Origin of the sequence: Oceaniovalibus sp. ACAM 378, assembly GCF_008085915.1 — a bacterium.
GTDB lineage: Bacteria > Pseudomonadota > Alphaproteobacteria > Rhodobacterales > Rhodobacteraceae > Oceaniglobus.
The window spans coordinates 155,245-168,787 of record NZ_VSJK01000011.1 but is presented as its reverse complement, the minus strand read 5'-3'; the positions used below and the strand labels follow the sequence as shown (position 1 = coordinate 168,787).

Genomic DNA, 13,543 nt, shown 5'->3' with positions numbered 1-13,543 from the left:
GCGGATCAAGGATGCGACTGCCAGCCCCGATTTTTCGAGCGAACTTTACGAAAGATCGCGATCCGGGGGTCTGATGGTGATTTTATCGAAAAAAGCTGATCCAAATGTTTTCGAGACAAAAGGTCAGCACATATTCTGCGCTGACCTTCGCCGTTATTTGCATGTTTGCGTCGCTGACGCTCAGTGCTTGTGTTCAGGCAAGCTCTTCAACTCGTCCTTTGTCATGACGGTCGTTGCATGGACTTTGCCGTTCTGGTCACGCATGAAGTTCAAGCTCGACACGTTCAAGGTCACCGGTTTGGCTCCGAGGCCGAGAAATCCGCCGACATCCACGACGATCTGAGCGTTCTGACCAGTGCCGTGAAAATGGGAAACGTCACCGATATGATGGTCATCGGGGCCGTAGACTTTTGCGCCGTTAATAGTCGCAGCGGTCAGTTCCTCCGGGTGAAGGGGGGTATGCTTGGAATGGTCCATGGATAACCTCACTTTGCTTGATGTGTCCTATTGCAGGCTCAACCTTTTCGAAGACGATGCAGTTCCGGTTCAGGGACAAAGTTCCGACTGTTGAATGATGCCGTCTCGTGTTCTTGCGTTGCCGTCACCCGCCTTCCAGCAGGTTCACCTTGTTTCCTTCAGGGTCGATGAAGGCTGACCAGCGCAAGGATTCGAAGCCCTCGACCTTCTCGGGGTCCGGTACGTCGATGTTGGCCCTGCGCAGCCGCGCGATCTCGGTCGCCAGATCGTCGATGCGCAGGGATACCTCCGTGAAACCGTTGCCCGGCGCATCCAGAACCTGGAACAGGACGGAGGGCGCCAGATCCCATTCGCGGCAGCTTGGCATCGGTTTTCTGTCCGGATCGCGCCCGATCAGCATGGCCCACCACGCGGTCTGGGCGTCGAAGTCGCGGGCGTTGATGCTGACGAAGATGTCGGTCACGTTCATGGTCGGGCTCCTGTGGGCAGGGCTTTCATGCGGCACCTTCATATTTTGTGGCGTTCTGCGAAAAGGTCTGCAACTGCGCCTCCAGCGCCGCCGCAAATGCGGGCCGGTCGGTGCAGCGGCGAAGATACGCATCAAGCGTCGGATGACCTGCCACGATGTCGGTGTGCTTGAGGATACGGAGCACCGTCGCCATCATCAGGTCAGCCACGGTAAACCCATCACCGACCAGCCAGTTGCGATTCTTTAAAGCGTCTGACAAGTGTTTCAGTCGCCCCTGCACCCCGTCGATCACATCGGGACGCAGCCGCGCCGCCGCGTCCTTGTCCGAGGCGAAAAAGTCCAGCATGGCAAGCATCATGATCTCCGGTTCGACCGAGTTCAGTGCCGCAAAATACCATGAGAAAACCCGATCGCGCGCGTCCTGACCCGTGGGCAGCAGCGCGTCGCTGGCTTCGGCGATCCGCCAGACAATGGCGCCGCTCTCGAACATCGGTTTACCGTCGACCTCCAGCACCGGCACCTGCCCGAACGGCTGGCGGGCGATATTCGGTGCCTTCTTCTGTTCGCCCTGCGTCAGGATCTCGACCTCATGGTCAAACCCCGCCTCGTTCAGCGCCCACCTAAGCCGCAGGTCGCGAACGTTGCCTTTGGCAAAGTCGGGCACCCAATCATAGGCGGTAACTTTGAGGTTGCTGTCTTTCATCGCGGCCTCCTGTGTTCTGCAACGTTAATCTCTGTCCGGTGCGCCCAGCGGGAAGAGCGGGCGATGGGGTCGGGCTTCTTCGACACAGCGCGCAAAGGACGGGCGGGCCAACAATCGCTGGCGATAGGCCGTCACATTTGGAAAGCGATCGCCGATAGGGTGGGTCCAGTCAGCATAGAAAAGCTGCGGCGCGGCCGAGCAGTCCGCCAGACTGAAATCGCCACAGGCCCACTCAAGCCCCGCCATCCGACCATCGAGCCAGGCATAGGCGGTGTCGAGACCTGCGCGCGCCTCGTCGTCGCCCAGCGGATCACGCTGCCCTTCGGGGCGAAGCGCGTTATAGATGATCCGCTGCTGCGGCGTGGCGATGTAGATGTCAAAGAACCGGTCCATGAACCGAACGTCCAGCGCGGCTGTCGCGTCGGCCGGGATCAGCGGCGCACCGGCGGCATGGTGAAGTGTCAGGTGCTCGACGATGATCGTCGCCTCGCGCAGTGGCGTGCCGTTGTCGATCAGGACCGGAAATTTGCGAAACGGCCAGACCGCCGCCAGCGCCGCCATGTTGGCCGGCTGGTCGGGGGAGAGCATCCTGAAATCGAAGTCGAGGTGGTATTCGTAAAGCGCTGTCAGCACCTTCTGACTGTAGGACGAGAACGGGTGGGCGTAGAGTTCAAGCATGTCAGACCCTCCGATGTTCAACCTTTGGCAGCCGCCTCGATGGTGGCAACGTCGATCTTCACCATCTGGATCATCGCCTCCATCACCCGCCTTGTCTTGGCCCGGTCGGGGTCGGCCAGAAGCGGCGGCAGGATACGCGGCGTGACCTGCCAGGACAGACCGAAGCGGTCCCTGATCCAGCCGCAGGCGACCGGCGCGCCACCGTCTGACAGGGCGTCCCAGTAACGGTCAACCTCGGCCTGATCGGCGCAATCGATGGTAAGCGAGATCGCGTCGGTGAAAGGGTGGTCCGGTCCGCCGTTCATGGCGATGAAACTGCGACCCGAGAGGGTGAACGCAACGGTGATCACCTCGCCTTCCTTGCCGCCGGGATAGTCCATCGGGGTGCGCGTTAACGTGTCGATGTGGCTGTCGGGGAAAAGCCCGGTGTAGAATTTAGCTGCCGCTTCGGCTTGTCCGTCGAACCACAGAAATGTGGTGATCTTGTCCATCATCTCGCGCCTGCCTTGCGCTTGCCGACAAACATCACCTTGGCTCCCTGCGGGTCATTTGCCTGAATCATCCAATCGCCCTCATCGCCCGGCAGGTCGATCGGCCCGTGGGTGACAGTGCCGCCGCTTTCTTCAACAGCGGCTTTCGCGGTATCGATGTCCGCGACGGTGAAGGCAAAGTTCCAGAACGGCTTGGCGCCCGGCTTCTGTGCGTTCATCATCGCGCCGAGCATTTCAACGTCGCCCTTGCCAAAGAAGGTATAATCGCCATTTTCACCCATCGGCATGGCCCCGGTTTTTTTCCACCCGAACAATTTCCCATAGAAGTCGAGCGCCGCCGTCTGGTCGGAGGTGACAAGCTCGTTCCAGCAGCAATGTCCCGCCGTCATCGGCGCAAAGGCCGTGCTGTCCTGATCGCTGTCGCCGTGCATCAGGTAGAACATCGCGCCCTGCGGGTCCGCGACGAAGGCAAAGCGACCCACATTGGGGATGTCCTGCGGCTCCATGTGGATACTGCCGCCAAGATCCTTGACCTGTACGGCCATGGCATCGACGTCCGCCACCCCGAAATAAACCGCCCAGGTCGTCCCGAAAGGCGAACCGTTGGGGGCTTTCATCACCCCCCCGACACCTTCGCCATTTGCCGCGAATGTGCGATAATCCCGCTCCATCCCGCCGGGAGGCTTCGCAAAGGTCCAGCCCATCACCGCACCGTAAAAATCCTGCGCAGCGTCCGGCGCATCAGTCATCAGTTCATACCAGATCGGGGTTCCGTCGCGATTTCCCATGGTCATTCCTCCTGTTGTCCGTTTCGGTCAATCTTCACTTAGACGTCACCGCGCTTCAGCCCGTCGTGTCTGGGCCGCGCGATCATTACTCCATCCACTCTTTCGCGTTCAGCAGCCCATCAATACTCGTCATGCAGCTTCACCCAACTCATGGTCCCTTCTTCGTTGCGGCCTTTGGGAGTGAGGTCGAGCCAGTTGAACGCACCGATCAGCAGGTCGGGGCCGCGTTGATAGGTCGAGTAGGTGTGGTAGATCGTGCCGGACCGGTCTTTGGCGAAAATGCTGACACCGAACATGTCCGGTGAACTTTCGATTTTCGCCTTGCCGTAATTGTAGCTGGCACCTCCGTCTGCGCGGTTCTCCTTCGTGAACGACACGTTGAAATCGTAGTTGAAGTCGCCACTCCCGGACGAAACCCAAGGGAAGGACCAGCACATCCGTTCTTTTACTTCCTCAATTTGCGCAATCGGCGCGCGCGAAACCGCAGAGAAGGCAAGGTCCGCATGCTGGAAATGCTGCCGGGCCGCGTCGACGTGGTCGGAAATGAACGCGCAGCCACCACAGATGTGGTCTGATCCCGGCGTTAGCATAAAGTGATAGATGGCAAGCTGGCTCTGATCGCCAAACAGGTCTTCCAGCGTGCATTTCCCCACCGGACCCTCAAAGACATATTGCTTTTCGATCTTGACCCAAGGCAGTTGCCGCCGTTCGGCCCGCAGCGCGTCGAGCTGGTGGGTCATCGCGAGTTCCTTGTCGAGAAGAGCCTTGCGGGCGGTCATCCATTCCGCGCGCGAGACGACAGGCTGGCTCTCGGTGCTTGGTCGCGTGGTCATTTCTTTACTCCTTTGCATCCCATCTCAAAGATCGGGGTAAAGCCGCCGTAGATCATCCGCTTCATGTCGAACGGCGCGTCGACGGGCGGCTTCATGCGCTCGTCAGATTCCATCTTCTTTTCTGCGGCGTCTGCCGTTGCCTTGTCGGGCCAGACAATCCACGCGAACACCACCGTCTCATCCTCGGTTGCCTGCACGGCGCGGCGGAAATCGGTGACCTCGCCTTCGCGCACGTCCTCGCCCCAGGCCTCCATGATCTCGGTGGCTCCATAGTCCCTGAACACCTCGGCCGCGTCGGCCGCCATCTTCCGGTAATCCTCCTTGCGGTCCGTGGGCACCGCGATCACAAATCCGCTGACATAGCTCATGGGTCATTACCTTTCCTGATTGATCAGACTTGCGCGGCCATTGCCTTTTGCATCGCGGCCATATCCATCCACATGACTTCCCAGATATGACCGTCCGGATCCTCGTAAGAACGGCCATACATGAACCCGTGATCCTGCTTCGGCGTCGGGTCAGCCGTGCCGCCGGCCTTTTCGGCGTTGGCGACCGCAGCATCGCAGGCCTCTGGGCTGTCCATCGAGAGGCAGAGCAGAACCTGCGCCGATGTCTTGGCGTCAGGAATCTGCTTGGGCGTGAAATCGTGCCAGCGTTCATGGGACAGCAGCATGACGGTGATGCTGTCGCTGATCACCATGCTCGACGACGTCTCGTTCGAGAAGACCGCGTTCTTTTTTGCGCCCAACGCCTCGTAGAAAGCCGTTGAGGCCTGAACATCAGACACCGGCAAGTTGACAAAGATCATCTGGGTCACGGGCGTTTCCTTTCCTGTGGTGGGCTTGAGGCATTAGTCGTCAAGTTTCTGATACCCGCCCGCTTTCGCTTCCCGGGCTGGGGGTCGGACAGCACCGTGCAATCGTTCTCGCGGCCAATCTTGTCGCCGTCGTCAGAATGTCGGGGCACCCGCTTTCGCGATTCGATTGACAGTTACGTTGATAACAACGTAAATATATTTGTGTCAAATAAAGTTGCTCAACACGCCACCTTCAGCATGACTTTGCGCGTCAGAGACAGTTGCCTGTGTCTGCACGCGCAACGCGCAGCGCGCGCTGTAGCCCGTCGGTTCGACGAGGCGCTGCGCCCTCTCGGCCTTCGAAGCGGGCAATTCTCGCTGCTGATATCGTTGAACCGACCCGAGCCACCGACGGTGGGATCGGTTGCGGACCTGCTCGCGATGGACCGCACGACGCTGACGGCCAACCTCAAACCGCTGGAGCGGCGCGGGCTGCTGACCGTCACCCCCGACGCGCAGGATCGCCGCGCCCGGCGGCTGACCCTGACCGACGACGGGTTGTCATTGCTGGAACAGGCGATCCCGATCTGGATCGCGACCCATGAAGCGATCGAGCGCGGGATGGACGGCAATGTCGATGCCCTTCGCGATGAACTGAACGCGCTGACAAAGGTCGCGGGTGTTGAACCCGAAAAGCAGTCGTAACGACAGCCAACGCGACCCCGGCCACATTTGGGAAATTTCGTTCAATTCGGCCTGTTTTATCGACTTGGACAGGCACGTCACTTTCGGAACATGAAGATCCCGACGCGTTGGTGCCTTCGCCAAAAGCCGAGATGATGCGCGTAAGACAACCGCTAAACCCTAGGTATCTAACTTTGCACAGGCTTTATACCGGAACGAGATCTCGCCGTGGGAGTTAGCTGTAGTCTGGTAGGTCATCCAGAGAACGTTTCAGAAGTAGACAGTCATGGATTTTGTTACCGAGTTTTTTGCCGAAGGCAAAACCTTCGTTTCTGTCGCCATCCTGATCGCTCTTTTCGTCGGGTTTTTGCTGGAGAGATTGCCGCCTTCCGCTGTCGCCACGGGCGGTGCGGTCGCATTTTTGGTCGTGGGCTATATCTCGACCGAAGAAGCCCTTGAGGTTTTCTCAAACCCTGCGCCGATCACGATCGCCGCCATGTTCATTCTGTCGGGCGCGCTGGTGCGCACCGGAGTGATTGAGGCCATGTCGGGGTTCTTTGTTGATCTGGCAGCGCGCAGAGGCTGGGCCGCGTTCATTGGCCTGTTGGTCTGTATCTGCATTGCATCTGGCCTGATGAACAACACGCCGCTGGTGATCGTGATGATTCCGGTGGTGATCCGGATTGCACAGACATTGGACGCCCCGGCATCGCGTCTTCTGATCCCGCTGTCCTATGCCGCTATCCTTGGCGGGACACTGACGTTGGTTGGAACGTCGACAAACCTGCTGATCGACGGGGTTGCGCGCAAACAGGGCCTGCCGCCAATGGGTATGTTGGAGATAGCGCCCTATGGGCTGGCGGCCTGTCTGGCAGGCGGCCTGACGTTGCTGCTGCTCGGGCCACGGCTTTTGCCCAGCCGGGACTCGGCGAGTGCCGCACTTGAAGACGACGATCTGAAATTCCTGACCGAGGTGCGGCTGGCCGCGGCGGCCAATGACGAGGATGAAACGCCAGCACCTGTTATGACACTTGCGGACTTGACCGGTCTTCGATTTTCGCGGGTTTTGGCGATTTTGCGCGGGTCACAACGGTTTGCGCCTGAAGAGACGCTTGAGGTCAAGCCAGGTGACCGTATTGTTCTCACCGCCTCGCGACCCGAGATCCTTACGCTAGAGGAAGACACTGATTTTCTGGTTGGTCTGAACCAGCGGTTCGGCTCCAAAAAGCCGGGGCGCGGCGAGGATGCGATCATTCAGGTCGAAACCATGGTGTCGCCGGACCGGTCCGGGGCGGGCCGTACCGTCCGCGATCTGGAATGGCTGGGTCGATATGGTGTTAGGCTGCTGGGAATTTCACGTCACAGGCACAGTCCCGGTCCGGATCTGGGCAGTGTGAGGCTTAGGCCAGCAGACCGGTTGCTGCTGGAAGGCCCGGCCGCGTCGGTTGCGGCGGTGATCTCGGCCAACGGATTGATCGCCGCGACAGAGCCGGTCGCGCGCCCCTTTCGCCGACGTCGTGCCCCGATTGCCCTGGCCTGTTTGTTCGGCGTCGTCGGACTGTCGATTTTCGATGTAGCTCCTATCGCCACGCTGGCCCTGGCCGGGGTGGGCATCGTGTTGTTGACGCGGTGTATCGAGGCCGCCGACGCGTGGCGTGCGATTGATGGATCAACCCTGATCCTGATTTTCGCTATGCTGGCGGTTGGCAAGGCACTGAGCAACGTGGGCCTGATCGAAGACTTGGTTGAGACCCTTTCGCCGGTGCTTGCTGAAACCTCTCCACTGCTCTTGTTGATCGCGATCTACACACTCACGTCTTTCCTGACCGAAATCGTGTCGAACAATGCGGTGGCGGTGATCCTGACCCCGCTGGCGATTTCACTGGCAACCACATTGGGTGTCGATCCGAAGCCGTTGGTCTATGCCATCATGCTTGCCGCATCCGCATCGTTCGCGACCCCGATCGGATACCAGACGAACACGCTGGTCTATGCCGCCGGCAACTACAAGTTTCTCGACTTTCTCCGCGTGGGGCTGGTGATGAACGTGACGGTCGGTTTGGCAAGCTGCTTTGCGATCTGGGCACTGAACGATCTGTGATCCCGCATGGCTTTAGGATGATCTGGCCTGCTATGATATTCGGATTATATTGAGGCGCGCCGCGTTCGCAGCATTTCGCGTTACGACCGAGGCAAAAACCCATTGTGTCCTCATAGTTCCGACCAGATAGTTTCCCGGCGTTCAAATCAGCCGCACCTGTCGGAAACCTTTTCGAGAGCCCTGGCAATCTGATCTGTGGGATATGGTTTTGGGAAAAAATACGCTCCTTCCGGCAGGTCGAGCGTTTCAACGTCCACGGCCCCGGAGGCGATAACGATCGACACCGTTGGCCACCGCTTGCGAACATAGGCGGCCAATTTCAGACCATCCATCGATCCCGGCATGTCGATATCGGTAAATAGAATGCCGATATCGTCATGCGCCTCCATCAACGAAATCGCCGGGTCGGCGGAACCGACGTCAAAGGTCCGGAACCCGACTTCTTCGATCATATCGACGGCTTCCATTCGGATGAGCGGCTCGTCTTCAACGATCAAGACAACGGGGCGTGATTGATCCCTGGGCATCAAAACGGCTCTCCTCAAATTCTTGTATTTTTTGGGGCGTTCATCACGCGATAAGGCCGCTGAGCGGTGCGTTCAGCTCAAAGGACAAACCGGCCCCCTCATAGGCGATTTCCGCCATTCCATTGAAATATCCGGCAAGGGCCTGTTCGATCATACGACTGCCAAATCCGCGCCGCTGCGGTGGTGTGACCGGCGGCCCGCCGCTTTCGGTCCAGCAGCAGCTGAAGGTCTCTTCACCCCCGGTTTCCCCGACGCCCCATCTGACACTCACCCGACCGTCCTCCGTCGACAATGCACCATATTTCGTGGCGTTCGTTGCAAGCTCGTGCAGGGCCATCGTCAGCGCCAAAGCCTGTTTCGATCCAATAGGAATATCAGGTCCATCCAGCGTAAAGCGTCCGTTTCCGGTGCGGTGTGGTGCAAGGGCCGCCTCAACAACGGCAAGAATGCGGGTTTCCGTCCATTTCGAATTGATCAGGAGATCATGGGCTTGCGCCATGTTTGCAATTCGGGACTGGATTGAGGTGCTCGCATCCTTCAGGTTTTCTGCCTGTCGCAGGGTCTGCGATACCATCGCATGCACCATGGCCAGCGTGTTCTTCACCCTGTGGTTCATCTCGCCCAGCATCAACTGGCGCTGTTCATCGGCCAGCTTTATTTCGTGAATGTCGGTGCAGGTGCCAAGCCATCGGATAATGGCGCCGTCGCTGTTCCTGACAGGCTGCGCACGCCCGAGAACCCAGCGATAAGCCCCACTGTGATGGCGCAGGCGATACTCAATGTCATAAAGAACGCCGGTCGACAGGGAATGCTGCCATTGCTGCATCGCTCTGTTCCGATCGTCGGGGTGGAAAATATCGTTCCACCCGGCACCATCGGTAGAGCCCTCCGGCACCCCCGTGAACTCATACCACCGCGCGTTGAAGAAGTCGTGATGGCCGTCCGGACGGGTTGCCCAGACCATTTGCGGCATGGCCTCGGTTATACTGCGGAATTGGGCCTCGCTTTGGCTCAGAGCATCCTGGATGCGTTTTTGTTCGGTGATGTCCTTAAAGACGATGACAAAGCGCCCGCGCGGTTGGACCGGCATGGCAAAGACATCAAACAGCCGTCCCATGGCTTCGGAACTGTCCTCGAACCGCATCGTCTCGCCTTCCAAGGCAATACGCGCATAGGTTTCGACCCATTTCTGTTCGAGGTTCGGGACAAGTTCGCGAGCGGTCCGTCCCGCGGCGTCCTTCAGCCCCGTCATCTGCTCGAACAACGGGTTCACTTCCACAAAATGGTAATCGACCGGATCGCCCTGCCCGTCCAGTATCATCTCGGCCAGGCAATACCCCTGATCGATGGATGTGAAGACCGACCGCAGCCTTGCCTCGCTTTCGCGAAGAATTTCTTCGGCCACAAGCTGCCGGGTGGTGTCGATGATGACCCCGGTGAAACGGTCAGGCTCCCCCTTGGTGTCCCGCACGCATCTGCCCTGTGCAAGGATGCGGCGCACGACGCCATTCTCGTCGACCGTGCGGTATTGCGCCTCATAATGCTCGCCAGTGTCGACGGCGTGCTGAATGGCCACCAAGACCCGATCGCGGTCCTCGGAATGAATAACATCGGTAAAGGCCTTCAACGGCAGCTTGTCACGCTCGTGAAACTTCGAAAGTCCAAAGGCGATTACAAAAGCCTCATCCACGGACATCAGATCGCTCTTTGTGTCCCAGTAGAATGTGCCTACCGATCCGCTGGCTTTCAGGGCATAGGACATGTGGCGCTCACTGACTTCGGCCCGCATCCGCGCCTCGACCTGCTCTGTCACGTCGAAAGAGAAGCTCATGACACCGACAACTTCCCCTGCTTCATCATGCCAGGGTTGAACGATCTGGCGAAAATAGACGCGCATTCTGCCTTCCGGGCCAAGGTCGATGACGGCTTCCGCCTGAGGCACCTCGATTGCGATACCGGTTCGGAAGACCTCATCGAAGGTATCGAAAAAGCCTTGGCCTTCCAGCTCAGGAAATGCGCCGCGAAAGGTGACCCCTGTGAGCGACCGCGCGCCTACAACGCGATCGTGCGCCGGATTCGTATAGATATAGACGTGCTCCGGACCCTCGTGGATGGAGATCAAGACGGGGGCCGCGTCAAACAGCCGCTGGAACGCGGCAACCGACGTCAGCTTCGGCTGTTTGCCAGCCCTATTCAGCTTCCCCTCAACTTCACCCTTGAACACGAAAAGCTCTCCTTGACACGAGTCCTACGACATCATCGGACATAATATCAGGAAGAGTTAAAGCCTTAAATCAGAACCTCCAACTGTGCGCTTCCGGTCCGGAGACCGATACTGCCACATGATTTCGGCTGAGATTGGAACGAAGCGATACCGTGCTCCGGCCGAAGTCGGGATGACACTGGGGAAAAAATGAGGGATAGGTTCTGGAACGAACCTTAAAAAGATCTACCTCACGAGATACTCTGAAATGAACACCGCCTCCCCGACCCACGACTTCCAGATTGACATCGACGCAATCAGGCGAAGCGCGGTCATCCCGACACTTCTCGAGACGATCGTCCTGGCGACCGGGATGGGCTTTGCAGCGGTGGCACGGGTTACAGAGTCCCGCTGGGTCACCTGCAGCGCCGTCGATAACATTGCGTTCGGGCTGACGCCGGGCGACGAGCTCGAAGTCGAAAGCACCCTGTGTCACGAGGTAAGGCAAACTGACCGGGAGATCGTGATCGATGATGTGAACAGCGATCAGAGCTATGTCAATCACCCCTGCCCAGCCCGCTATGGATTTCGCGGCTATATTTCTGTTCCGATAAGGCGCGCGGACGGGTCGTTCTTCGGCACTCTGTGCGCAATTGATCCGCAACCTCACAAGCTGAGCGATGAGCGGATGCTGGACATGTTCCGTCTGTTTGCCAGGATGATCGGAGAGATCCTGGACGCCGACGAGGTCCTCACCGAAAGCCAGGGCGCACTTTCGCACGAGCGTGACCTTGCCGAGGTTCAGGAACAGTTTATCGCGATCCTCGCCCATGACCTGCGCAATCCTGTCAGCGCGCTGTTGTCAGGACTTCGATTGATTGAGCGTCAGAAGGTCGACGCCAAGACGGTCGAGCTTGTTGGTCTCATGCGCGCCTCCGTCAACCGCATGGGGCTTTTGATCGAGAACCTGCTCGATCAGGCGCGCAAACGCAGCGGTGGTGGAATTGTCATCGAGCGGAGAGATACCGATGATTTGGGTGCATCCCTGTCGCAGATTGCTTCCGAGCTTCAGACTGTCACGCCGGACCAACCGATTAAGATGACCCTTGATTTGCCAACCCCGGTGCGTTGCGATCTCGCACGTATATCGCAGCTATTCTCCAACCTGCTGGGAAATGCTGTCACCCATGGTGACTCAGGCAAACCAATTGAGGTCGAAGCCCGTTTGAGCGGTGGCGATTTCATCCTGTCTGTGACCAACAGCGGAGAGCGGATACCCGACGACCTCCTGCCGACGCTGTTCATGCCATTTGAACGCACCAACAACCGTCCCAGCCGCGAGGGCCTCGGGCTTGGGCTGTTCATCGCGATGGAGATCGCGAAGGGACATGACGGGACGCTGACGGTGGCCTCAAATGATCTCGAGACCGCCTTTACCTTCAGGATGCCGAACCCACCCAGCAGGTCTGCAGAAAAATAGACCGCCCCGCGTCATTATCGCTAGGTGATCAGTCCCGGCATCTGGTTCTGATATCCAGATTTTCCAGATGTGCCCGTAGGGCGTTGGACCGCAAAGGGTCTTGGGCCTGAGCGCGACATTTCAGGCTGCTATGAAGCCCGCGAGATGCGTGTGCAGTGGGTCGTGGCTGTCGCAATGGTATCGTTTCACCGTCGCCACCTTGATCGTCCCAGCGGATATCTGCGCAGAATGGTCGAAAAATCCGGGCCATAGCAGCTGCATTTCGTACGCAACTTCTATGGCCGGCTGAGCGGTCAAGCGCGATGAACCGGATCGATGAGCGAAACTGTCAACCACCGCTTGGTTGGTCAATGTTGAAGGGTTGCAGCTGCTCGCGCAACATTTCCATCACGCGCTCGGTCGCCAGCGAGGGCGGGCGCGAGGCTGGCGTCAACAACCAGATGTTCATGGTTGTCAGTGGGATCAGCGGGCGTTTGACCAGCGTTTCCTCAGTATAGCCAAGCCCGACAAAAGACGGCACGATTGATACCCCTGCCCCACCGGCCACAAAATCGCAGGCGGTTTCCGACATCGGCACCTCGACATTCGCGCGCTTCTGCACACCGCGCAGCTGGAATGCCCTGTCGATTGTCATGATCGAGCAATCGTCCCGTGCAAGGCTGATGAAGGGTTCATTCCGCAAATCCTCAATCCGAATACTGTCTCTCCCTGCCAGACGATGATTTGCAGGAAGCGCGCAGACCATCGCAAACCGCACCAGCATCTCGGATCTGACATTTGCGTGGTCGAATGGCTGCACCGACAGCCCGATGTCGATTTGCTGACCTGCAACCAGTTCGGCGACCCGTGGGCTGGATCGACTGGTGATTGCGACATGCATCTTTTTCTGGCGAGCGATCAGGGGCCCCAGAGCATGGGCGAGAAACCGTGCGGACAACGCAGGCGGGGCAGCGATTGACACCTCGCCCCATTCGCGGTCGCGAACTGCCTGCGCAAGGCGTTGAATCCGTTCCGTGCCGACGAACAGGCGCCCCACTTCGGAGGCAAGAAGTCGCCCGTCCGACGTTGGCACCAACCGTCCGCCGCTGCGGGTGAACAGCTTGAAACCACAATGTTCCGTGAACGCCTTCAAAAGCTTGCTGACGGCGGGCTGTGAAATGCCCAGCCGTTCCCCCGCTCTTGTAACCGAGCCGGTCTCCATCACGGCATGAAAGGCCTCAAGCTGTCTTATGTTCATTGCGGGTGTTTCCGTACAAGTGACTATATGATCTTTGGTTATAATGACCGGATAAAAACTAATTTGACAATCATGG

The 13,543-nt window shown here is 58.6% G+C and carries 15 protein-coding genes; 3 read left to right on the top strand and 12 right to left on the bottom strand.

Annotation, left to right across the window (positions count from 1 at the left end):
- Positions 1 to 180 precede the first annotated feature (180 nt).
- The 9 genes from FQ320_RS16210 to FQ320_RS16170 form a co-directional block, all read right to left on the bottom strand.
- The gene (locus FQ320_RS16210) at positions 181 to 477 is read right to left on the bottom strand and encodes a PRC-barrel domain-containing protein (RefSeq protein WP_148474088.1); all 297 of its coding nucleotides are present in this window, start codon (positions 475 to 477) and stop codon (positions 181 to 183) included.
- A gap of 124 nt (positions 478 to 601) precedes the next feature.
- The gene (locus FQ320_RS16205) at positions 602 to 946 is read right to left on the bottom strand and encodes a VOC family protein (RefSeq protein ID WP_148474086.1); all 345 of its coding nucleotides are present in this window, start codon (positions 944 to 946) and stop codon (positions 602 to 604) included.
- A 25-nt stretch (positions 947 to 971) separates the two neighbouring features.
- Positions 972 to 1,649 (bottom strand): glutathione S-transferase family protein, encoded by a 678-nt coding sequence (locus FQ320_RS16200; protein WP_148474084.1) that lies wholly within the window; start codon positions 1,647 to 1,649, stop codon positions 972 to 974.
- A 24-nt stretch (positions 1,650 to 1,673) separates the two neighbouring features.
- The gene (locus FQ320_RS16195; protein WP_148474082.1) at positions 1,674 to 2,327 is read right to left on the bottom strand and encodes a glutathione S-transferase family protein; all 654 of its coding nucleotides are present in this window, start codon (positions 2,325 to 2,327) and stop codon (positions 1,674 to 1,676) included.
- A gap of 17 nt (positions 2,328 to 2,344) precedes the next feature.
- Positions 2,345 to 2,818, bottom strand: a complete 474-nt coding sequence (locus tag FQ320_RS16190; protein WP_148474080.1) for a VOC family protein — start codon at positions 2,816 to 2,818, stop codon at positions 2,345 to 2,347.
- Positions 2,818 to 3,606, bottom strand: a complete 789-nt coding sequence (locus FQ320_RS16185; RefSeq protein ID WP_148474078.1) for a VOC family protein — start codon at positions 3,604 to 3,606, stop codon at positions 2,818 to 2,820. Before FQ320_RS16185 ends, FQ320_RS16190 begins: the two co-directional genes overlap by 1 nt.
- Before the next feature lie 119 nt (positions 3,607 to 3,725).
- Positions 3,726 to 4,439: a thioredoxin family protein gene (locus FQ320_RS16180; RefSeq protein ID WP_148474076.1), complete on the bottom strand. Its 714-nt coding sequence runs from the start codon at positions 4,437 to 4,439 to the stop codon at positions 3,726 to 3,728.
- Complete coding sequence (locus tag FQ320_RS16175; protein ID WP_148474074.1) at positions 4,436 to 4,807, bottom strand: DUF1428 domain-containing protein; 372 nt, start codon at positions 4,805 to 4,807, stop codon at positions 4,436 to 4,438. The genes FQ320_RS16180 and FQ320_RS16175 overlap by 4 nt, the downstream gene beginning before the upstream one ends.
- Positions 4,808 to 4,830: 23 nt before the next feature.
- A complete protein-coding gene (locus FQ320_RS16170; protein ID WP_255509549.1) occupies positions 4,831 to 5,247 on the bottom strand; it encodes a VOC family protein in 417 nt (138 codons plus the stop codon).
- A 246-nt stretch (positions 5,248 to 5,493) separates the two neighbouring features.
- On the opposite strand from FQ320_RS16170, the gene FQ320_RS16165 reads away from it, so the two are divergent.
- Together FQ320_RS16165 and FQ320_RS16160 are read left to right on the top strand one after the other, a co-directional pair.
- Positions 5,494 to 5,940 carry a MarR family winged helix-turn-helix transcriptional regulator gene (locus tag FQ320_RS16165; protein WP_148474070.1) on the top strand — a complete coding sequence of 149 codons (447 nt, stop codon included), beginning with the start codon at positions 5,494 to 5,496 and terminating at the stop codon, positions 5,938 to 5,940.
- 265 nt (positions 5,941 to 6,205) lie between these two features.
- Entirely contained in the window at positions 6,206 to 8,020 is a 1,815-nt protein-coding gene (locus FQ320_RS16160; RefSeq protein ID WP_148474069.1) for an SLC13 family permease, read from the top strand.
- Positions 8,021 to 8,166: 146 nt separating this feature from the next.
- Here the strand turns inward: FQ320_RS16160 and FQ320_RS16155 are convergent, their stop codons facing one another.
- Both FQ320_RS16155 and FQ320_RS16150 read right to left on the bottom strand, forming a co-directional pair.
- The gene (locus tag FQ320_RS16155) at positions 8,167 to 8,547 is read right to left on the bottom strand and encodes a response regulator (protein WP_148474067.1); all 381 of its coding nucleotides are present in this window, start codon (positions 8,545 to 8,547) and stop codon (positions 8,167 to 8,169) included.
- A 43-nt stretch (positions 8,548 to 8,590) separates the two neighbouring features.
- On the bottom strand, positions 8,591 to 10,771 hold the full coding sequence (locus FQ320_RS16150) for a PAS domain S-box protein (protein WP_148474065.1): 2,181 nt from the start codon (positions 10,769 to 10,771) through the stop codon (positions 8,591 to 8,593).
- Between the two features lie 247 nt (positions 10,772 to 11,018).
- Between FQ320_RS16150 and FQ320_RS16145 the strand changes: the two genes are divergently transcribed.
- Entirely contained in the window at positions 11,019 to 12,230 is a 1,212-nt protein-coding gene (locus tag FQ320_RS16145) for a GAF domain-containing sensor histidine kinase (protein ID WP_148474063.1), read from the top strand.
- 328 nt (positions 12,231 to 12,558) lie between these two features.
- On the opposite strand, the gene FQ320_RS16140 is transcribed toward FQ320_RS16145, so the two are convergent.
- Complete coding sequence (locus tag FQ320_RS16140) at positions 12,559 to 13,467, bottom strand: LysR substrate-binding domain-containing protein (protein WP_148474061.1); 909 nt, start codon at positions 13,465 to 13,467, stop codon at positions 12,559 to 12,561.
- Positions 13,468 to 13,543: the final 76 nt, after the last annotated feature.